The following is a 20182-nucleotide window of genomic DNA, read 5'->3' as shown; positions in this document are numbered from 1 at the left end:
TCATGAACGTCGCCGCTCCACAGCCGAAGGAAAACATGGGACAGCCGCTGCCGCGTATCGATGCGCGGCTGAAAGTGACCGGCCAGGCCGAATACGCGGCGGATCTCCCGGCCGCCAACATTGCGCACGCCGTGCTCGCGACGAGCAGCATCGCCAAGGGCAAGGTCGCCAGGCTTTACCTGGATGACGCGCGCTCGGTGCCCGGCGTGCTCGACATCGTCACCTATGGCGACCTCGACAAGGTCGAGACGCCGAAATTCGGAAATACCGGCGCGAGTTCTATCGGGCCGCTGCATGACAAGGCGATCTTCCATGACGGTCAGATCATTGCGCTGGCGGTCGCCGAGACCTTCGAAGCGGCCGAGGAGGCGGCGCAAAGGATCCGCGCGGACTATGCCGAGGAAAAACCGACCGCCAGTTTCGACATGCCGGGGACAAAGACCATCGACGCCGCCGGCAAAAGCCCGTTGTTCAAGGAGGACGTCAAGGCCGGCGATTTCGATGCCGCCTATGAATCGGCCCCGATGAAGATCGATGCGCGGTATTCGACGCCGACCCAGCATCACAACCCGATAGAGCTGTTCTCGACCACCGCTGTTTGGCAAGGCGACCAACTCACCGTTTACGAGCCCTCTCAGAACGTGACCGGCTGGAAAGTCGAGTTGGCGCGGCAATTGAGGCTCGACCCAGCGAATGTGCGCATCGTCTGCCCTAACGTAGGCGGTGCATTCGGCTCGAAGGGGCCGATGACGGCGCGAACGGCCATCGTGGCTGTGGCCGCCAGGCGGCTTGGCCGGCCGGTGCGCTGTGTGGTCAGCCGCATGCAGGCGTTCGGCACCCAGACCTATCGGGCCGAAACCCGGCACCGCATCCGCATCGGCGCCGGCAAGGACGGCCGCATCACTGCTTTCGGCCATGAAGGCTGGGAGGTGACCTCGAGACCCGATTCCTATGTCGTCGGCGGGACTTCGGCCACCGGTCGCATGTATGCTTATGGCTCGGTGCTGACGCATGTCTCGCTGGTGCAGGCGGATCGCAACACGCCCGGTTATATGCGCTCGCCGCCCGAGACGCCCTACGTCTATGCCCTCGAGAGCGCCATGGACGAAATGGCCGTCGCACTCGGCATGGACCCGATCGAATTTCGCCGGATCAACGAGCCCCAGAAGGAGCCGATCGGCGGCAAGCCGTTCTCCAGCCGGTCGCTGATGAAATGCTACGATCAGGCCGCTGACGCCTTCGGCTGGACAAGACGGGATGCGAAAGTCGGCTCGATGCGTGACGGAGACTGGCTCGTTGGCATGGGATGCGCGACGGCAGTCTACCCGACCGCGGCCGCGCCATGCGCGGCCCGCGTGCGCCTGACGGCCGAAGGAGACGTGCGCGTGCAGTGCGGCTCGCATGAAATCGGCACCGGTGTGCGAACCGTTGCCGGCCAGATGGCGGCGGAACGTCTCGGTGTCGACATCGGCAAGGTCGCCGTCGAGATGGGCGACAGTGCCTTGCCGCCGGCGCCGGTATCGGGAGGTTCGATTTCCACTGCCAGCGTCTGTTCGGCCGTGCTCAAGGCGTGTGATGCTGTGCGCACGAAATTGTTCGCGGCAGCGGTCGCGGAGGGTGGCCCTCTTGCAGGCTCGCACAATGAGGAACTGGACCTCCACGAGGGACGGATCCTCACCAAGGGCGGGGCGTCGGCAAGCACCGCCGATATATTCAAGGCCATGCAGGTAGGCGCCATCGAGGAATATGCCGAATTCGCGCCGAAGGGCTCGACCCCCGAAGCGCTCAAAAAACTCTATGCCGGCCAGTCGGAATTCCATGGCGGCGAGTCCGAAGCGGATTCGGTGAAATATGCGTTCGGGGCCGAATTCGTGGAGGTGCACATCAACAGCTACACGCGCGAAATCCGTGTGCCGCGCATTGTCGGTGCGTTCGCCGCCGGGCGCATCATGAACACGCGCACCGCGCGCAGCCAGCTGATGGGAGGCATGATCTGGGGCATTGGCCAGGCCCTGCATGAGGCGACCGAGATCGATACCCGCTATGCCCGCTATGTGAACCGCGACCTGCAGGATTATCTGGTCCCGGTGAATGCCGATGTCAGGGACCTTGACGTCATACTGGTTCCGGAGATTGACCATGAGGTCAATCCGGCTGGTGTGAAGGGCCTGGGCGAACTCGGCAATGTCGGCACCGCCGCTGCCGTCGCCAGCGCTGTCTACCACGCGACCGGCAAGCGGGTCCGCGACTTGCCGATCAGAATTGACGATCTGATCGTTTGAGGACCGAGACAAAGAGGATTGCTCCGCCGCAACAAGCGTGGGTTTGTCCTCGCCCAGTTTCACTGCCTTGCGGATCGGGATGCTGATGCGTCAGGAACCGACTGTTTCATGCCAGGGTGATCCGGAACAGCCGGAACCCTTCCCGCCCCATCGAACGGAACTGACCGTAGGAGCGCTCAGCCTTGGCCGCGCAGGATGCTGACGACGAGCAGCGTCAGCGCCGTATTCCACAGCGCCTGCTCGGCCCGGTATTTGCACCGGCAGCCACCACGCCCTGCGCCTGGTCGATGGCGTGTCCCAGCAGGCGCGGAATGAAAAGCTGCAGCGTCGCGGCAGCGTCGCGGCGATGAAGGTCGAGACGATGGTGATGGCGACCTGCCAAGGGTGGCGCACCGTCATGCGCATGATACGCAGCAAGGTGCCGAGGCCCTTGCCCCAGGAGGCTTGCGCCACATGGGCAAACGATTTGCCGCGCCCCGTCGCGCTGCCGATTGTTTGCGTGTTCAAGGAAATTATCCAAACCGATCCGGACTTTAGGCCGGACGAATGAAACAGACTCAAATTCAAGTGACGTGATGTTACGCGCCTCCCGCGCGGCCGTTCAAGGGCCAATGAGAGCTTCGCGCTGTGCCTGAAATGACACGCCGGTGTTTCGCGCAATGATCGCGCTCATCATCAGGCTGCCCGCCCAAATAGAAAAATTGTTCGTCCCGGCGGCCCCGAAAAGCCGATCGTTCCTTCCCCGGCGCACTGAACTCCGTGAGATTTGGGCATCGATGGCGGCTTCGTCCGCTAAAAAGGAGCAGCACATCCACGGGCCCGGTTTTCCGGGCGAAGTTTTCAAGCAGCATCCGGAAAGAACCCGGAAAGGAGCTGACATGCCCAGAATAGTGCCCGTGCTCGATCTGAGCCGTCTCGAACAAGGCCCGTCGGAGCGCCGGACGTTTCTGGCGGATCTGCGCTCCGCCTCGCGCGACATCGGTTTTTTCTATTTGGCTGGCCACGGCATCCCATGGGCCGACATCAGCGAGACGCTCGCCGCTTCGCGGGGTTTCTTTGCCTTGCCGGAAGCCGACAAGCTGTCGATAGAGATGGTCAATTCCTCGCAGTTCCGCGGTTATACCCGCGCTGGCGGCGAACTGACCAAGGGCAAGGCCGACTGGCGCGAGCAGCTCGACATCGGCGTCGAGCGCCCGCCCATCGCGCAAGGCCCGGGAATTCCTGCCTGGACGCGGCTGCAGGGGCCGAACCAGTGGCCGTCGGCGTTGCCGGCGCTGAAGCCGGCGCTGCTGGCCTGGCAGGCCAAGGCGACGGCCGTGGCCATTCGTCTGCTCAAGGCCTTCGCGCTGTCGCTCGACCAGGCCGAGGACGCTTTCGATCCGATCTATGGCGGCGAACCCAATCATCGCATGAAGATCGTGCGCTATCCCGGCCGCGAAGCGACCGGCGGCGACCAGGGCGTCGGCGCGCATAAGGATGGCGGTTTCCTGACGCTGCTGCTTCAGGACGACAACAAGGGCCTCCAGGTCGACTATGACGGAAGCTGGGTGGACGTGGATCCGATTCCCGGAACGCTCGTCGTCAACATCGGCGAGCTGCTGGAGCTCGCCTCGAACGGCTATTTGAGAGCCACCGTGCATCGCGTCGTGACGCCGCCCGCCGGCGTCGAACGCATCTCGGTGCCGTTCTTCTTCAGCGCCAAGCTCGATGCCACGATACCGCTGCTCGAGCTTCCCGAGGAACTGGCGGAGCAGGCGCGCGGGCCGGCCAGCGATCCCGACAATCCGCTGTTTCGCGATGTCGGAACCAATGTGCTGAAGAGCAGGTTGCGCTCCCATCCGGACGTTGCGCGGCGTCACTATGCCGATCTGCTTGAGCCCGAGACCCGGGCAGGCTGAGCCATTCGGCAGGTAGAAATTTTTGTAGGACAGCACGATTTTAGGATCCTATTCGTCGCCAGCGCGCGAAAATGGGCTCAACATAAAAACATCGTTCGAGGTTTCCTCCCATTCCTCCGAACGGTGTTCCCCTCTGAAGGTTATGACCTTCTTTCTGGCCGGGCCGTCTTCGCGCCCGGCCATTTTTCTTTGCCGAAAGCAGTCTTTTTGCAGCCCGGGAAGCGCGACGCCAACGGAACCGCGCCGCGACGACATGCGATTTTCTTGGAAATGCTTTCTCTTGCGTTCCACTTGGGAAGGCGCAACCCTGTCCAATCCAGTCACCACCGCGAAAGAGAGATGCTCATGACATCCAATGTCGCCGTCATTGCCGGAGCGGGATCCGGATTGAGCGCCTCGCTTGCGCGCCTTCTCGCAAGGGAAGGTTTTCGTGTCGTGCTGGCCGCCCGCAACGTCGAGAAGCTCGACCCGTTGCTGGCGCAGACCGGTGCCCAAGCCGTGGCAACTGATGTCTCCGATGCTGCGTCGGTGCAGCGCCTGTTCGAGGTCGCTGACAAGGCCGGCCCGCTGTCGCTCGTGGTCTTCAATGCCAGCGGACGCGCCCGTGGCCCGATCGCCGAACTCGATCCAGAGGCTGTCAGGCAGGCCTTGCTGGTGGGGGCCTATGGCGGCTTCCTGGTTGGCCAGCAAGCGGCCAACCGGCTGCTTTCGCAAGGCTCGGGCTCGATCTTCTTCACCGGCGCGACGGCAAGCGTCAAGGGATTCGCCGGCTCGGCCGGTTTCGCGATGCCCAAATTCGGCTTGCGTGGACTGGCGCAATCCATGGCTCGCGAACTGGCTCCCAAGAACATCCATGTCGCGCATTTCGTCATCGACGGCGCCATTGCCTCGACCGCGCCGGGAGGGGCCCCCGATCCGCAGGATCGACGGCTATCGCCGGACGCGATCGCCGAGGCCTATCTCGGCATCCATCGCCAGAACCGCAGCGCCTGGACCTGGGAACTCGAGCTCAGGCCCTGGGTCGAGACCTTCTGATCGGCACGGCGACCTATGCGGCTTTCGCGGGGCTTCCATGCAAGGCCGCGGGGAGAGTCGACATTGCATGGGGATGTCACTATATAGCGGCGGCTTCGATGGCTTGTGCCTGGAAACGGCAACGTCATCGGGCAGCTGTTGTGACAGCCATTGAGATGCAAACGGACCTGAAAACCGTAAGAAGCAAGTAGAAGCAGCCTCTCGAGGCGGGACAGGATTCCCGCCAAACGATACTCGCCCCCCAGAAACAGAAAATGTTCTTCAATCCTCTATTTCCTTTGGCTCTGTGGACCTTGGACGACATCGGCTTGCCGTCCGGTGGCGACTCGGCTGGAATGGGGACATGCATCCTTCACCGGATGCCGACGTTTATGATTACCAACCGGCTTCGCCGCCAGGGAAAAGCAATATGAGTGAGCACGCCATCGAATTCTTGCAGGGATGGATTGGCGAAAAAGTCCATTGCCAGTCCCACGCCAGGATCGAGAAGCAGGCCGAGACGCTGGCCAGGGAATGCGCTGCCAAGGCGGCCGAGGTCGGCATACCGCTGGAGGATATCCAGGAAGAAGTCGGCGATATCCAGGAACTCATTGCGTCCCGGCTCGAGGAAGCGGCCGAAGCCGACGAGCACCAGCAGGCCGCGAGCAAGGCCGCGGAATAATTCAGGAGCAATCCTGTATGAATACGCGGACCATTCGGTCCGCGTATTTGTCTCAGCCGAATTTCTCCTTCAGCCACGCCTTCGGCAGCGCCGGCACGAAATTGCCGTCGCGGCCGGTCATGTCCTCGTTGGCGACCATCGCATTGAGGACGGCTTCCTCGACGCCCTGGACCACGGCGTCGAAGAACGGATCGATGTCGCTGTCAGGAATGAACTCGGCGCGAGCGATTCGGCCCGGCGGCGCCAGGGCCGCGTCGGGATTGGCGGTAGAGAAGGCGAGGAAGATGTCGCCGGAACTGTGATAGCCGAAGCCGCCGGTCATGGCGACGCCGAGCGGCACGCGGCGGGCCAGCCGCTTCACCTGATGCGGCAGGAACGGTGCGTCGGTGGCAATAACGGCGATGATCGAGCCTTTTTCGGCACGTGGGGTGCCTTCGCGGATCGCCGGTTCGACGAGGTCCGGCCCGGCGCGCAGGCCTCGAAGCGTGAAATTGCGCCGCTTGCCGAAATTCGCCTGCACGAAGGCGCCGACGGTGTAGGCACGCCCTTGCCATTCGGTGATGCGCGACGCGGTGCCCGAACCGGCCTTGAAGCCGAAGGCGATCATGCCGGTGCCGCCGCCGACGCTGCCTTCCTCGATCGGTCCGCTGGCGGCACCGTCGAGCGCCTCGGCAACATGCCCTGATGTCACATGGTGGCCGTTGATGTCGTTGAGGAAGCCGTCATAGGTTTCCGCTGCCACCGGCAGTCCCCAGCCGCTGTCGAGTGCGGCTGGCAGCACCTTGCTCATCCAGCGCAGCGTGCCGTCGCGCGAAATGCCGCAGGAATGCGTGTTGGTGACGGTGATGGGGAAGTTGAAGGCGCCGGTCTCCTCGACGATATGCGAGCCGGTCAGTTCGCCATTGCCGTTCTGACTGAAGATGCCGGCGAAGACCGGTGTGGCAAGGTCGGCCCGCGGCCTGGGCAGGATCGCGGTCACGCCGGTGCGCACCGGTCCCTGGCCCACGACGAGCGGGCCGTCGCCTGAAATCAGCGTGGAATAACCGACCGACACTCCAGCCACGTCGGTGATCGCGTTGAACGGGCCGGGCGTGCCGTCGAAGCCGATGCCGAAGCTTCGCGCGCGCGGCTTGCCGGAGGGCGTTTTGTGATGATGCGGATTGTCTGTCATGTCACGGTTCAGAATAGGGAGCCCTGGCTGCCGGGCTCCTTGGCCTTGGTCGCGGTTTTGGCGGCCGGTCGTGGCCGCGCCGAGCCGCTGGTCGCGACAGCATCCGCCGTGCCGTCGGCGAACTCCAGGGACAGCGCCATCCCGGCCGACAATTCCGCCGCACGCTTGACGACGGCGCCGTCGGCATCCTTCACCAGGGCGAAGCCGCGTGCCAGCACGGCCTTGTGCGACAGCGTCGCCAGCAAGCGGTCGGCCTGGGCGACGCGACTGCGCAGCCGCTCCAGCCTCAGCGATGCCGCATGCGTGCTGCGCCGCGTCAGCGCGGTCAGGAAATCCCTTTGGGTCCGCTGCCGCCGCGCCGTGGGCTCGATGGTGATGCGACCCTGCAGCGCCGCCAATTGCTGCCGGTGCCGCTGCAGCGACGCCCGGGCGCATTTCGGCAACTGATCGGCGGCGCGATTGAGCTCCGCGCGCCGGGCCCTCGTCAGCGTGCGCAACGCGCCCTGTGCCCGCAGGAGATTGCGCTCGTTGGTCCGCCGCGCCTCGGCAATTCGCTGCGACAGCATTGCCGGCGTCAGTTTCAGGGCGAGGAAGCGTCCGCGCTTTCGTTCGGTCGAAACCATGAGGCCGCGCCCGAGCCGGCTCGCCGCCTCGTCGAGGCGACGACGTGGCAGCGCCAGCAACTGATCGGGCGAGGGCAGCGCACGCGCCGCCGCGCGCACGGACTGGCGCTTGCGCTCGAAATTGCGCGAAACCGCAGCCTTGAGCCGTGCGCCGAGACTGGCGAGCGTCGCTTCGAGGTCGGCCTTCACCGGGACGGCGATTTCGGCCGCCCCTGTTGGCGTCGGCGCTCTCACATCCGCGACGAGGTCGATCAGCGTCCAGTCGGTTTCGTGGCCGACGGCCGAAATCACCGGAATGGCGGAGGCGGCGACGGCGCGGGCCAGCGCCTCGTCGTTGAAGCCCCACAAGTCCTCGAGGCTGCCGCCGCCGCGCGCCACGATCAGCAGGTCCGGGCGCTCGATGGTGCCATCCCTTGCCAGCGCGTTGAAACCGGCGACGGCGGCGGTCACCTCGGCGCCCGCGGTTTCGCCTTGCACCCGCACCGGCCAGACGAGCACATGCAGCGGAAAACGATCCTTGATCCGGTGGATGATGTCGCGGATGACGGCACCCGTCGGCGAGGTGACGACGCCGATGACGCGCGGCATGAAGGGCAGCAACCGCTTGCGGCCCCCCTCGAACAGTCCTTCGGCCTGCAGCCGGCGCTTGCGCTCCTCCAGCAGCGCCATCAAGGCTCCGGCGCCCGCCGGTTCCAGATTGTCGATGACGATCTGGTAGTTGGATTTGCCGGGATAGGTGGTGAGCCTGCCGGTGGCGATCACCTCCATTCCTTCTTCGGGGCGGAATTTCAGCCGGCCCATCGTGCCCTTCCACACCACGGCGTCGAGCCGCGCGCGGTCGTCCTTCAGCGTGAAATAGGCATGGCCGGAGGAGTGCGGCCCGCGATAACCCGAGATTTCACCGCGCACCCGCACATTGCCGAAGGCATCCTCGACCGTGCGCTTCAGGGCGCCTGATATTTCGCTCACCGTATATTCGGTGGCGTTGCTGCGTGATTCGGATGCTGCTTCGCTCATCGGCCGATTGGGGGGTGGTTGCGCGCCGGCGTCAAGCTGGCTGTTTTCAGGTCGGCGTTCAGGTGCGTCTGATCGCTTACCAGCCCGGCAGGATCTGGTTCGGCTTGGTTCGCCGCATCTTGCTGAAGGCGAGTGCCGCGAAATCGAACGTTCCCGCCTCTTCGCCAAGCGGCACCGAGATGTTGTCCAGGCTTTCGGAAATGTGCCGGGCCAGTGCATCGACGATCTCCGGCCGCGAGGTTTGGCCGCGCATGATGCCGATACGGCAGTCGGGCAGGGCGCCGAAGCCGTCGGCCTCGCCCAGCACCCGCATGCCGGGCCTGAGCGCGCATTCCGGCAGCACCGAGATCGCCAGGCCCGACAACACCGCGGCGGTGATGACCGTTGCGGAAAAGCTGGTGAACAGGATACGATAGTCGCGGTTCTGCTGGTCAAGCACGTCGACGGCGGCGCGTCGCCAGATACAGTTTGGCCGGCCAAAGGCCATAGGCAGCGTCTCCTGCTCGTGCGTGGCGTGGTTGGCCGAGGTGACCCACAGCAGCGGTTCGCGCCGCACCACCTCGGACTGGCCCCGCACGTCGTTATGCGTCACCAACGCCAGGTCGAGATTGCCGCGCTTGATGTGTTCGACCAGCCCCGGCGTCGGTTCGCAGACGACGGTCAGTTCGACGCGTGGATTGGAACGCGTGAAGCGCGCCATGATCTCGGGCAGGAAACGGTCGGCGTAGTCGTCCGGCGTACCGATCCGGATCGTGCCTTCGAGCCGCCGGTCGTCGAAGGCGGCCAGCGTTTCGCGGTTGAGATAGAGCAGCCGTCTTGCGTAGGAAAGCAGCTTGTCGCCTTCCTCCGTCAGTCTGTTGCTGCGCCCTTCCTTTTCGAACAGCGGCTTGCCGATCCGCTCCTCTAGCCGGCGCATCTGCATCGACACCGCCGACTGGGTGCGGTGCACCTCTTCGGCCGCCCGGGTGAAACTGCCAGTGTCGGCGATCGAGATGAAGGTCTGCAACTGATCTAGATCGAGCGGCGCTTTCATCGGCATGATCCATCACTAGTGTTGATGCTTAAGATTAGAAACATTCGTTGGATTAATCAATCGAGCAATGGCAAATTACTGATGTCCACATGAAGGCATGTGAATCGAAGCCGGAACGGCCGCTGTCGCCAGCGCCGATCGCCTGGTTTTGCCCGTTCGAGTCTGAAGGAGACCGACATGGTTACGTTTGATTTCGCCACCGAGACCTCGCGCATCACCACGCGTCCGGCCGTTGCGACGCGCGCGATCAATGCGGTCTCCAATGTCTACCAGGCCTGGAAAAACCGCCGTGCCTTCTATCGCCTCGGCGAGATGTCGGACGCCGAGCTTGCCGATATCGGCCTGACGCGCGCCGACCTGCACGTCGCCATCGACGTGCCGTTTGGCCGCGATCCGACGGCGATGCTGCGCGAAATCGCCAGCGATCGCGTCGAAACCATCGAGGACATCGCCCGCAGGGTGGCCTGATCGGTTGAATTTCGGTCCCGCTGAACCTTTTCATCAGTCAGCGCGACCAAGGTTCATGCAGGCTTCCCACTCCCTGCCGGTCCCCCGCCGGCCTGCCTGCACGCTGCCCGGTCCTCCCAAGGACCGGGCTTTCTTTTTGCGCGAGGCAAAAGCCAAAACCTGGGCGACGGCTACCGCCGATCCATGCCGCGCTTGAACTGGTCGAAAATCGACTCCATGCCTTTCTGGTAGTCGTCGCGCTGCTGCGCTCCGGTCTCGAACATCTTGCCAAACAGATCGTCGAACGGGTTCGTCGGCCTGCCGCTCGGATTGGCCTGCGGCTGCGGCGCCTGGGGCTGCCGCCGAGCTTGGGGCTGCGGCGCCGGCTGCTCGCCGCCTGATACACCGCCATCTTGCCGCAGCATCTCCTCGAAGATCTTGCCCAGCGGACTGTCGCCATAGGGGCTCTGGGTCTGCTGCGGCTGAGGCTGGTCTTGCGGCGGCTGCGCGCCACCACCGAACATGTCCTGCAGCACCTTGCCGAGCGGATTGTCGCCAAAGGGGTTCTGTGTCTGCTGCGGTTGCGGCTGGGATCGGCTTTGCGGCTGTGGCACGCCGCCGCCGAACATGTCCTGCAGCACCTTGCCAAGCGGGTTGTCCATCGGGTCTTGCGATGGCGGGCTCGGCTGCGGCGCCGGCGCCTGGGCGCCGCCCAGGCCGCCTCCCTGGCGCATCATCTGCTCGATGATCTCGCCCAGCGGATTGCTGCCGGCGGCGCCGAAGCCGCTGGCCGCCTGCATCTGCCCCCCGGCCAACTGATTGGTGGTCTGCTTGAACAGCCCGCCCATCATCATCGAGGCCAGGGCCGGCAACATCTGTTGCAGCACCTGCTGGCTGATACCGGTCGCTTGCGCCGCCTGGCCGGCAACCGCGCGCGACAGATCCTTCGAGCCGAACAGATGCCCCAGAATGCCGTTGCCCTCATTGATGCCTTGCGGCGAGAAGGCCCGGGTCGCGTCCTCGAAATACTTGGCGTGCTGGCCGCTCGCCATCGCCGTCATGAAGGCGCCGAGCCCATAGGGATCGGCGGTGTTGCGCCTCAGTCCTTGCGAAAAGGCAGGCAGCAACGCCTCCACCGCAGATTGTGTCTGCTGCATCGAGAGCCCGTATTGTTGGGCAAGCGCCTGCATGCCGCTGCCGTTCTGGGCTTGTGCCAGCATGTCGAACAAGGAAGGCATTGGTCTCTCCTCCGGAAATCCCCGCCGGAGAAGCCTAATTCGTTTCCACCGCCGATTGAAGCGGCTTTTGCAGGAGCTCGGCCGCCTCGAAGCCGAGGGTCAATAGGCGTATTCCATGAACACCGGCTCGATCGAGCCGCCCCAGCGTGTGTGGTAGGCCGACAGCATCTCCTCGGCGCTGGTGGTGCCGCGCGCCACGACCTCGTCGAGCGTGTTGAGGAACGAGGTCTCGTCATAGCCGTCGCGGTTCTTCTTGCCGCGGTTCTTCAGCCCCATGCGCGAGATGGTAAGCACGTCGCGAGCGATGTCGCGCAACGTGGCGTTGCGGAACGGCGCCGAAATGCCTTGTTCGGGCACGGCGTTGCGCATCGCCAGCACTTCCCCGTAGGTCCAGCTCGAGGTCAGCGCCTCCGCCGCATCGAGCGCTGCCTCGTCGTAGAGCAGCCCGACCCAGAAGGCCGGAAGGGCGCAGATGCGCCGCCACGGCCCGCCATCGGCGCCGCGCATCTCGAGAAAGCGCTTCAGCCGCACGTCGGGGAAGAGCGTCGACAGATGGTTAGCCCAGTCGCCCATCGTCGGCAATCCGTCCGGGATTTCATTGCGGACGGCCCCGGCCATGAACTGACGGAAGGTGACGTGCGTCATGTCGTGGTACTGGCCGTCGCGGATGACGAAATACATCGGCACGTCGAGTGCCCATTCGACATAGTCGGCAAAACCGAAATCGGGCGAGAAGCAGAATTCGAGCAGGCCCGAGCGTTGGTTGTCGGTGTCCCGCCAGATGTCGCCGCGCCAGCTCTGCAAGCCGTTCGGCCGGCTTTCCGTGAAGGGCGAATTGGCGAACAGCGCCGTCGACAGCGGCTGCAGCTTCAGCGACACCTGCATCTTGCGCCGCATGTCCACCTCGCTCTCGAAGTCGAGATTAACCTGGATCGTGCAGGTGCGGTACATCATGTCGAGGCCCTTGGTGCCGACCTTGGGCATGTAGCGCGTCATGATCTCGTAGCGCGACTTCGGCATTTTCGGCGTCTCGGCCAGCGACCATTTCGGGCTGCCGCCAAGGCCAAGGAAGCGGATGCCCATCGGCTCGGCGATCTCGCGCACCTGCGCCAGGTGGGCATTGCCCTCGCGGCAGGTCTGGTGGATCGTCTCCAGCGGCGCGCCGGAGAGTTCGAACTGGCCGCCGGGCTCCAGCGAAATCGCGCCCTGGCCGGTCGGCTCGACCAGGCCGATGATGCGGCCGTCATCGATGATGGGGTCCCAGCCGAGCTTTGACTGCATGCCTTCGAGGATGGCGCGTATGCCGCGCTCGCCGCCATAGGGCACGGGCCCGTTGCCGTCGACGTAGAACGGGAATTTCTCGTGCTCGGTGCCGATGCGCCACTTGTCCCGCGGCTTGTTGCCCTCGGCCAGATGCGCGACGAGTTCGTCCATGCCTTCGATCGGCCGGAAATCGGTTGTGTCGCGCGCCATCATCAAGCCCCTGCGGCGCTATGATCCCGAAATCGACCTCGATTTTCGGGATATGCGCCAAAATCAAAGTACTACAGCGGCCTTTGCGCGTCGACGCGCGGCACTGCAGGGCGGCCGGAAGACCGCCGGCGCTAGATGGACGAAATGTCAGTAGCCGATCAAGCGAAAAATCCTGAGCCAGAGGTCAACAGGAATTGAACGATGCGGCTCTTCCCATCTCCACAAGAGGGGAGGAAGAAACCCTCACCAATCGCCGATTGTGGCCTGCATCACCGCCAGTGCGGCCACGGCGGCCGTATCGGCGCGCAGGATGCGCGGGCCGAGCGGAATGGCAGTGACGAAAGGCAGAGCGCGCAACAGCTTGCGCTCCTCATCGGAAAATCCGCCTTCCGGCCCGACCAGCAGGCCGAGCTTCCTTTCGCTTACCGCTTGCAGCGCGGGCAGGGGATTGTTGGTCGAAGCGTCCTCGTCGCAGAAGACCAGCCGCCGATCCGTGTCCCAGCCGGTCAGCAGGCGTTCGAACTTTTCCGCTTCCCGCACCTGCGGCACCGCAAGTATGCCGCACTGCTCGGCCGCCTCGACGACGTTGGCGCGCAAGCGGTCGATGGAGGGTTTCGCCACTTGCGTGTGCTGGGTGATGACCGGCTGCAGCACGCCGGCGCCCATTTCGACCGCCTTCTGCACCAGATAGTCGAGCCGGCCCTGCTTCAGCGGTGCGAAGCAGTAGACGAGATCGGGCAGCGGCGGCTGCGGCCGTTGCCGCGCCAGCACCCTCAACTTCACCGCCTTCTTGGATTTGGCCGCGATGGCCGCCAACCATTCGCCGTCGCGGCCGTTGAACAACAGGATCTCGGCGCCCTCGCCAAGCCGCAGCACGTGCAGGAGATAATGGCTCTGCTGGTGGCCGGCGTCGAACTCGATCTCCGGCCCGAGATCGTCGGGCACGAACAGGCGTTGCATCTTGTAATTGGCGCGCATGGCCGAGGAATGGGCGAGCCGGCGGTTGGCGTCAAGCCTTGGCGGAAGGATGCCAGACGGGTTCGTAGCCTCGCCTCAACACCCCGATCGTGGTCGGCGGCGTCAGCAGCCGTAGCGGCCGATGAGCGAGGTCGTTGAAATCCTGCGCTCCGCAATATCCTGCGAACGACCAGCGCAGCGCCTTGCCGCGACGCAAGGCGTAGGCATTGCCTCCATCCTCGACCATCGTGCCGTCGGGCAGGCCTGCAAGCTCGTCAGCCGCCACCACCGGCGGCTTGCCGCCCGCGGCCAGCCGCTCCTTGTGCAGCCGCTTGTCGACCTGCGGCGCGCGCGGCTCCGTTATGCCGAAGGCTTCGCCGAAGCGACCCACAAAATCCCTGGCCCGTTCGCGCCGGCAGAAGAAGCAGGGCCGATGGCCCGCCGCCAGCGCCGTCACCTCGTCGAGGAAGAACAGTTCCGTCCAGCCCGCCTTGGGTCCCGATAGATCATCACGTCGCCGGTTGCGGCCCATCGGCTCGCGCCGCACGTCGCCGAAGTCGCAGACGCAGATGATCCAGGCGTGAAGCGCCCAGCGTTTTTTCAACAGCGTCCTGGTCTCGGGATCGTGGATGATGCCGCGATTGCCCATGAACAGGCCGCGCTCGGGCACGGCGTGGATGGCGCCGAACGGATCGACCCGGTTTTGCAGTGGCATAGTTTTCTCCGCGCGCCCGCATCTTGGCTGAAATGCCGGCGCCATGATATCGCTCGTCGCATCGTTTTCACGTCAGCAGGGTTTTGCGATGCGGGTGCTGGTGATCCAGAACTACGACAACACCGGCCTCGGCCAGGTCGGCGCGGCACTTGCGGAAGCCGGTGCCGATCTCGACATCCGCCTTCTTTACAAGGGCGATCCGCTGCCGGATGATGCGAACGGCCACGACGCCATGGTGGTGCTCGGCGGCGGCCAGAACGCGCTGGCCGATGAGGAATATCCCTATTTTCCGGCGCTGCTCGAGCTGACCCGCGATTTCGCCGGCAAGAACCGCGCGGTGCTCGGCATCTGCCTCGGCAGCCAGCTGGTTGCCCGCGCCTTCGGCGGCGAGAACCGCATCGGCGGCGCCAACGAATTCGGCTGGCGCGGCGTTTCGCTGACGCCGGACGCCAAGGCCGATCCGGTGCTGGCCGAGCTTCCGGAAAAGTTCCCGATCTTCCAATGGCACGACGACACCTTCGTGCTGCCTGAAGACGCCGTGCGGCTCGCCGGCAATGATGTCGCCGAGAACCAGGCGTTCCGCGTCGGCCGCGCCGTCTACGGCTTCCAGTTCCACTTCGAGGCCGATCGGCCGCTGGTGAAGGACTGGAGCACCTCTTTCGCGCCGATCATTGCAGCGCGCCACCCCGACTGGGCCGGCAAGCTCGATGGCGAAATGGCCCGTAACGGACCGGATGCCGATGCTGCCGGCCTTGCCATCGCCCGCGCATGGGTGGCGACGATCTGAGCATCATCTCTGCGGACCAGGGCGTGGCATAATTGGCACGCGGCGGTGAATCCGCCTGGGGAAAACCGGTTTCGTCCTTGGCTTGTGTACGCCCGCCATCCTAGAAGGCGCGCGCTCTGCATCACCGGTGCAACCGCGATGGACCTTTGTGTGGCCCGTGCGACACACCGCCGATACAGAACGTGCCTAGAAGCGCGAAATCGTCGAAACTTTGAGACGTATTTTCGGTTTCAACGCATTGGTAACCGCCTCGTGCACAGATGCAGGAAGCTCAACAAGAGATGACGTCCGTGAAAGCAGCGCTTCTGTCCTTTGCCATGATGTCCGCCATCGTGATTTGCGGTCTCGGCATCTATGCGGCCGATGCCGCCAACAACCACAACGCCGTCGACGGCTACGGCGTCACCGCTTCGCTGCGCTGAATAGCCGGACCGTTCGCGTCGTTTCCGCGACGCGCGCCACTCAAGCTTCCCTTATTGTCATTGTCAGAATGCGTTTGTCGGCGTCCTCGACAACGAGCGCGCTCAGCATGCCTGATTGCCAGGCGAGCGTATCGACATTGACGCGGTTGGCCATGACCTCCGCCTCGGGAACGGGCGTGTGGCCGTGCACCACGATCTTCGGGAAAAGGCCTGCGTGATCGTGGAAAACGTCGCGGATCCAGATCAGATCCTGCGGATTCTGGTTCTCCAGGGCAACGCCTGGCCGGATGCCGGCATGGCAGAAGAAGAAGTCGCCGAAGCTGATTGAGAAGGGTAGCGAACGCAGGAAATCGATATGGTGTTGCGGTACTGCTTCGAGCAGAGCCTGATGCCCCCGTCTCATCGTCTCCATCCTGCCGAACCAGCCGGCGTCGGCCGCGAGGGGCACACCGTAGGATAGCGCCGTCTGGACCCCGCCATAGCGCATGAAAAGCCCGTCCGGGTCAGGGGTATCGAGAAAATCGAGAAAGCCGAGATCGTGATTGCCGGCAAGCATCAGGTTTCGCGGATCGCGTTTGCGCGCCTCGATCAGGAAATCGACGACGTCCTTGGAGTCCGGCCCACGGTCGACATAGTCGCCGAGGTGGATGACGCGCCAGTCGCGAGCCGGCTTCCATTCGAGCTCGCTCTCGATCCGCTGATGCATGGCGGCCAGCAAATCGAGCCGGCCATGGACATCGCCGATTGCGTAGAGACGCATGCCGTCCGGTCCGCGCGCGTCCAGGAAATGAATGTCGGGTTCTGCCAACGTATCGCTGTCTCCGTGATCAGGCCGTCGCCGACCTGGCTAGCGCCGGATCTGGTCCTTGCCCATGTCGGTCACCAGACGTTTTCCGCACAGGGCCAGTGTGATGTCCATCTCCTTACGGATGATTTCCAGCGCCTTGGTAACGCCTTCCTTGCCGAGCGCGCCCAGGCCGTAGAGAAACGGCCGGCCGATATAGGTGCCCCTGGCGCCGAGGCACAGTGCCTTCAGCACGTCCTGGCCGGAGCGGATGCCGCCATCCATGTGCACCTCGATCCTGTCGCCGACCGCGTCCGCGATTTCCTCCAGCGCCATGATCGACGAGGATGCGCCGTCCAACTGACGCCCGCCATGGTTGGAAACGACGATCGCGTCGGCGCCCGTTTCAGCGGCCATCAATGCGTCTTCCTTATCGAGAATGCCTTTCAGGATCAGCTTGCCGCCCCAGCGTTCCTTGATCCAGGCGACATCCTTCCACGACAGATGCGGGTCGAACTGCTCCGTCGTCCATGACGCCAGCGAAGCCACGTCGCCGACGCCCTTGGCGTGGCCGACGATGTTGCGGAACGTGCGGCGCTTCGTGCCGGCCATGCCCATCCACCAGCGCGGACGGACCGCGATGTTGGCGATGTTGGCCAGCGTCATCTTGGGCGGCGCCGAAAGTCCGTTGCGGACATCCTTGTGCCGTTGGCCGAGGATCTGCAGGTCGAGCGTCAGCACCAACGCCGAGCATTTCGCCGCTTTTGCCCGGTCGATCAGGTCGAGCACGAAGTCCTTATCGCGCAGCACGTAAAGCTGGAACCAGAACGGCTTCTTCGTCACCGACGCGACATCCTCGATCGAGCAGATGCTCATCGTCGATAGCGTGAACGGCACGCCGAATTCCTCTGCCGCCTGCGCCGCCAGCATCTCGCCGTCGGCATGCTGCATGCCGGTCAGGCCGGTTGGGGCCAACGCCACCGGCATGGCCACCTTCTCGCCGATCATGGTCGATTCCAGTGAGCGGTTGCTCATGTCGACCAGCACGCGCTGGCGGAACTTGATCTTCTGGAAGTCCTCCTCGTTGGCCCGGTAGGTGCTCTCGGTCCATGCGCCGGAATCGGCATACTCGAAGAACATCCTGGGCACGCGCCGTCGCGCCAGGTCCTTGAGGTCGGCAATGGTGAGAATGTCGCTCATCGTGTCCCCGCTTGATCGATATCGTTCAGGAGCGTTTGCGCGCCGGTTCGGCATCGCCGGCTTCAGAGCGTTGCCTGAGCCTGAGCCGCGATACGCGTTGCCAGTCGCCGCTGCGCTCGGCTTGCGCCATCGACCGCTCGACATAGATCATGTGGTCCATCGCCGCCTGCCGCGCGCCGGCCGGGTCGCCGGCCTTGACCGCGATGTGGATCGCCCGGTGCTGGGCCAGCAGCGCATCGCGCGCGCCGGGCACGGTGAACACCAGCAACCGGTTCTGGAACACGCCTTCCGACAGCAGCCTGTAGCAGGAGCGCAGCGTATGCAGGAGCAGGATGTTGTGCGCGCATTCGCAGATCGCATGATGGAACTCGACGTCGATCTCGGCTTCGTCGTCGAAATCCCCGGTGCGGTGCGCTTCGTCCATGCGTGCCATGATGCGGTCGAGCAGGGCTAGGTCCTCCGGCGTGGCGCGCCGCGCCGCATATTCGGCGGCGATCCCCTCCACCTCGCGGCGATATTCCAGGTAATCGGCCACCGCCTTGCGATGCGTCGAGATCAGGTCCGCCACCGGCTTGGTGAACAGCTGGCCGATGATGTCGGCGACATATGTGCCGCCGCCCGGCCGCGTCGTCAAAAGGCCGCGTCCCTCGAGCGCCTTCAGCGCGTCGCGCAGGATCGGCCGGGACACATCGAACTGGCGCGCCAGCTCGCGCTCGCCAGGCAGCCGGTCGCCGGTGCGCAGCACGCCTTCGAGGACGAGGCTTTCGATCTGCTGCACCACCTCGTCGGCGGTTCGCGAGTGCTCGATCCTGGAAAAAATGTCGCTCAACGGCATGCCTGGGAGTGTTGAACCGGTGTCGCGCAAGATAAAGCCAGCGTCGCCAACTGGTCAAATTATTTATCCAATTGGTTGAAGCGTGCCGGTTCCCCGCTCGCGCCCCTATCCTCTTCGGCTAAACTTTGCTGTTTGCGTCAGGAGCCTATTGGCTCTAGAGGACGCAACTGCAAGAGGGTTCAAAGAAACCCGGGGAACAAGCCGTGTCGCACGATCCTTCCAATCTCGAATTTCAGCCGCGCGCCAAGGGCAGCGTGCTCGGCTTTCCGGCGCATGAGGGACGGCCCGGCGCGCTGGGCGAGGTCCATGCCCGTCCGCACCCGCTGGTCGAGAAGCCGCGTGTGCTGATCCAGCTCGCCTTCATGACCGAGGGTGGCGCCGGCGTCGATCATTCGGTGCTTTCCGAGCTGTCGCGTCGCCTCGGCATCGCCGCGCCCGACCGTCAGGCACGCCATCACGCCATGAGATGGGGCCAGGGCTCGCTGCGCTGGGAGCGGCATACCGAATTCTCCACCTATCTGTGGGAAGGGCCGCTTGCCGAAGGCGGCAAGGGCCAGGAGGATTCGCCGTTCGGCAACGGATTTTCTCCACCCGGAACCGTTATTTCAGGCATCCGGCTCGAGATCCGCAAATGGACGCAGGCGGGCGAGCGGTCGATCGCCGGCTTCGATCCGACCAGCCTCTGCTATTCGCTGGTCGAACGCGGCAATGCAGCAATCGTCACCGATTTCCGCCAGGATGGCGACGGCCTGACCCGTATGCTGATCCTTGACCGCGCCCTGACGCCGGCCAGCACCGGCGCCTTGTCGCAGCGGCTGATCGACATCGAGACCTACCGCACGCTGGCCATGCTCGGCCTGCCGTTGGCGCTGGCCTTGTCCGGTCGCGCCCGCCGTATTGAGGACAGGCTGGCCCAGATCACGCTGGAGATGAAACTCGCCGAGACCCGCGACAGCCAGAAATTGCTTGCCGACCTGACCGAACTCGCGGCTGAGTTGGAGGCCGACGCGGCGTCGAGCCTCTACCGCTTCGGCGCCAGCCGTGCCTATGACGGCATCGTCGGCGAAAGGCTGGAAGCGCTCGAGGAAGAAGCCGTACAGGGATATGACACCTGGGCGGGGTTCTTGCGGCGGCGCATGGCGCCTGCCATGCGCACCTGCCGTTCGGTCGAGGAGCGTCAGGCCAACCTGTCGCGCAAGCTGACGCGCGCCACCACGCTGCTGCGCACCTGGGTCGATGTCGAGGTCGAGAAGCAGAACCGCGACCTGCTCGCCTCGATGAACAATCGCGCCCGGTTGCAACTGCGCCTGCAGCAGACCGTCGAAGGCCTGTCGGTCGCGGCCGTTTCCTACTATGTCGTCGGCCTCGTCGGCTATGTCGCCAAGGGCGCCTCGATCTTCGGCCATGCCTTCGCGCCCGAAGTGGTCACGGCGGCGTGCGTGCCGCTCGCCATCCTGCTGGTCTGGTGGGGCGTGCGGCGGGTGCGGCGCATGCATTCCGAGCCGACGAAACATCCGGGCGAGTAGGCGCGCCTTTACTTCCCACAGGGTAAAGCGCGCCAGCGGCAGATTGCCGCTACGGAAGGCGTCCGTTGCGTCCGTGTC

19 protein-coding genes and 1 pseudogene are annotated in these 20182 nt (G+C 64.5%); 8 read left to right on the top strand and 12 right to left on the bottom strand.

The genetic code is table 11. The features are described 5' to 3' along the window. Positions 1 to 2 precede the first annotated feature (2 nt). Positions 3 to 2282, top strand: coding sequence for a xanthine dehydrogenase family protein molybdopterin-binding subunit (locus FJ959_RS23500; protein ID WP_140632348.1), 2280 nt, complete (start codon positions 3 to 5; stop codon positions 2280 to 2282). Between the two features lie 185 nt (positions 2283 to 2467). Here FJ959_RS23500 and FJ959_RS32400 read toward each other — a convergent pair. Next, positions 2468 to 2687, bottom strand: a pseudogene (locus FJ959_RS32400) (ABC transporter ATP-binding protein); the annotation flags it as partial. A gap of 473 nt (positions 2688 to 3160) precedes the next feature. Here FJ959_RS32400 and FJ959_RS23490 point away from each other — a divergent pair. Next, the gene (locus FJ959_RS23490) at positions 3161 to 4180 is read left to right on the top strand and encodes an isopenicillin N synthase family oxygenase (RefSeq protein ID WP_140632345.1); all 1020 of its coding nucleotides are present in this window, start codon (positions 3161 to 3163) and stop codon (positions 4178 to 4180) included. Positions 4181 to 4228: 48 nt separating this feature from the next. Here the strand turns inward: FJ959_RS23490 and FJ959_RS23485 are convergent, their stop codons facing one another. Further along, entirely contained in the window at positions 4229 to 4495 is a 267-nt protein-coding gene (locus FJ959_RS23485; RefSeq protein ID WP_140632342.1) for a hypothetical protein, read from the bottom strand. A gap of 30 nt (positions 4496 to 4525) precedes the next feature. Between FJ959_RS23485 and FJ959_RS23480 the strand changes: the two genes are divergently transcribed. Both FJ959_RS23480 and FJ959_RS23475 read left to right on the top strand, forming a co-directional pair. Then, a complete protein-coding gene (locus FJ959_RS23480; protein ID WP_140632340.1) occupies positions 4526 to 5215 on the top strand; it encodes an SDR family NAD(P)-dependent oxidoreductase in 690 nt (229 codons plus the stop codon). A 409-nt stretch (positions 5216 to 5624) separates the two neighbouring features. Then, on the top strand, positions 5625 to 5876 hold the full coding sequence (locus FJ959_RS23475; protein ID WP_140498383.1) for a DUF768 domain-containing protein: 252 nt from the start codon (positions 5625 to 5627) through the stop codon (positions 5874 to 5876). A 52-nt stretch (positions 5877 to 5928) separates the two neighbouring features. Here FJ959_RS23475 and FJ959_RS23470 read toward each other — a convergent pair whose 3' ends face one another. The 3 genes from FJ959_RS23470 to FJ959_RS23460 form a co-directional block, all read right to left on the bottom strand. After that, on the bottom strand, positions 5929 to 7047 hold the full coding sequence (locus FJ959_RS23470; protein WP_140632337.1) for a P1 family peptidase: 1119 nt from the start codon (positions 7045 to 7047) through the stop codon (positions 5929 to 5931). 8 nt (positions 7048 to 7055) lie between these two features. Continuing rightward, positions 7056 to 8687 carry an exodeoxyribonuclease VII large subunit gene (gene xseA, locus FJ959_RS23465; protein ID WP_140632335.1) on the bottom strand — a complete coding sequence of 544 codons (1632 nt, stop codon included), beginning with the start codon at positions 8685 to 8687 and terminating at the stop codon, positions 7056 to 7058. A 76-nt stretch (positions 8688 to 8763) separates the two neighbouring features. Beyond that, positions 8764 to 9720 carry a LysR substrate-binding domain-containing protein gene (locus tag FJ959_RS23460; protein WP_140498380.1) on the bottom strand — a complete coding sequence of 319 codons (957 nt, stop codon included), beginning with the start codon at positions 9718 to 9720 and terminating at the stop codon, positions 8764 to 8766. A gap of 177 nt (positions 9721 to 9897) precedes the next feature. On the opposite strand from FJ959_RS23460, the gene FJ959_RS23455 reads away from it, so the two are divergent. After that, the gene (locus tag FJ959_RS23455; RefSeq protein WP_140498379.1) at positions 9898 to 10188 is read left to right on the top strand and encodes a DUF1127 domain-containing protein; all 291 of its coding nucleotides are present in this window, start codon (positions 9898 to 9900) and stop codon (positions 10186 to 10188) included. A gap of 170 nt (positions 10189 to 10358) precedes the next feature. Here FJ959_RS23455 and FJ959_RS23450 read toward each other — a convergent pair whose 3' ends face one another. The 4 genes from FJ959_RS23450 to FJ959_RS23435 form a co-directional block, all read right to left on the bottom strand. Continuing rightward, a complete protein-coding gene (locus FJ959_RS23450) occupies positions 10359 to 11405 on the bottom strand; it encodes a DUF937 domain-containing protein (RefSeq protein ID WP_140632332.1) in 1047 nt (348 codons plus the stop codon). A 99-nt stretch (positions 11406 to 11504) separates the two neighbouring features. Then, on the bottom strand, positions 11505 to 12878 hold the full coding sequence (locus FJ959_RS23445) for a glutamate--cysteine ligase (protein WP_140515023.1): 1374 nt from the start codon (positions 12876 to 12878) through the stop codon (positions 11505 to 11507). Positions 12879 to 13121: 243 nt separating this feature from the next. After that, positions 13122 to 13856 carry a 16S rRNA (uracil(1498)-N(3))-methyltransferase gene (locus tag FJ959_RS23440; RefSeq protein ID WP_140632330.1) on the bottom strand — a complete coding sequence of 245 codons (735 nt, stop codon included), beginning with the start codon at positions 13854 to 13856 and terminating at the stop codon, positions 13122 to 13124. A 31-nt stretch (positions 13857 to 13887) separates the two neighbouring features. Beyond that, positions 13888 to 14550: a hypothetical protein gene (locus FJ959_RS23435; protein ID WP_140632327.1), complete on the bottom strand. Its 663-nt coding sequence runs from the start codon at positions 14548 to 14550 to the stop codon at positions 13888 to 13890. 88 nt (positions 14551 to 14638) lie between these two features. On the opposite strand from FJ959_RS23435, the gene FJ959_RS23430 reads away from it, so the two are divergent. Next, positions 14639 to 15337 (top strand): type 1 glutamine amidotransferase, encoded by a 699-nt coding sequence (locus tag FJ959_RS23430; RefSeq protein WP_140632401.1) that lies wholly within the window; start codon positions 14639 to 14641, stop codon positions 15335 to 15337. A 281-nt stretch (positions 15338 to 15618) separates the two neighbouring features. Then, positions 15619 to 15759 carry a hypothetical protein gene (locus FJ959_RS23425; RefSeq protein ID WP_181165325.1) on the top strand — a complete coding sequence of 47 codons (141 nt, stop codon included), beginning with the start codon at positions 15619 to 15621 and terminating at the stop codon, positions 15757 to 15759. Positions 15760 to 15799: 40 nt separating this feature from the next. On the opposite strand, the gene FJ959_RS23420 is transcribed toward FJ959_RS23425, so the two are convergent. The 3 genes from FJ959_RS23420 to FJ959_RS23410 are packed head-to-tail and all read right to left on the bottom strand — an operon-like array spanning position 15800 to position 18572. Continuing rightward, positions 15800 to 16567, bottom strand: coding sequence for a metallophosphoesterase family protein (locus tag FJ959_RS23420; RefSeq protein ID WP_140498373.1), 768 nt, complete (start codon positions 16565 to 16567; stop codon positions 15800 to 15802). Between the two features lie 39 nt (positions 16568 to 16606). Then, entirely contained in the window at positions 16607 to 17743 is a 1137-nt protein-coding gene (locus tag FJ959_RS23415; protein WP_140524799.1) for an alpha-hydroxy acid oxidase, read from the bottom strand. A 25-nt stretch (positions 17744 to 17768) separates the two neighbouring features. After that, positions 17769 to 18572, bottom strand: a complete 804-nt coding sequence (locus FJ959_RS23410) for an FCD domain-containing protein (RefSeq protein WP_140515030.1) — start codon at positions 18570 to 18572, stop codon at positions 17769 to 17771. A gap of 209 nt (positions 18573 to 18781) precedes the next feature. On the opposite strand from FJ959_RS23410, the gene FJ959_RS23405 reads away from it, so the two are divergent. Continuing rightward, on the top strand, positions 18782 to 20104 hold the full coding sequence (locus tag FJ959_RS23405) for a DUF3422 family protein (RefSeq protein ID WP_140498370.1): 1323 nt from the start codon (positions 18782 to 18784) through the stop codon (positions 20102 to 20104). Positions 20105 to 20182 lie beyond the last annotated feature (78 nt).

This window comes from Mesorhizobium sp. B2-2-4 (genome assembly GCF_006442375.1).
GTDB lineage: Bacteria > Pseudomonadota > Alphaproteobacteria > Rhizobiales > Rhizobiaceae > Mesorhizobium.
Note: the sequence above shows the minus strand (reverse complement) of the source record. Positions and strands in the feature narration are given on the sequence as shown.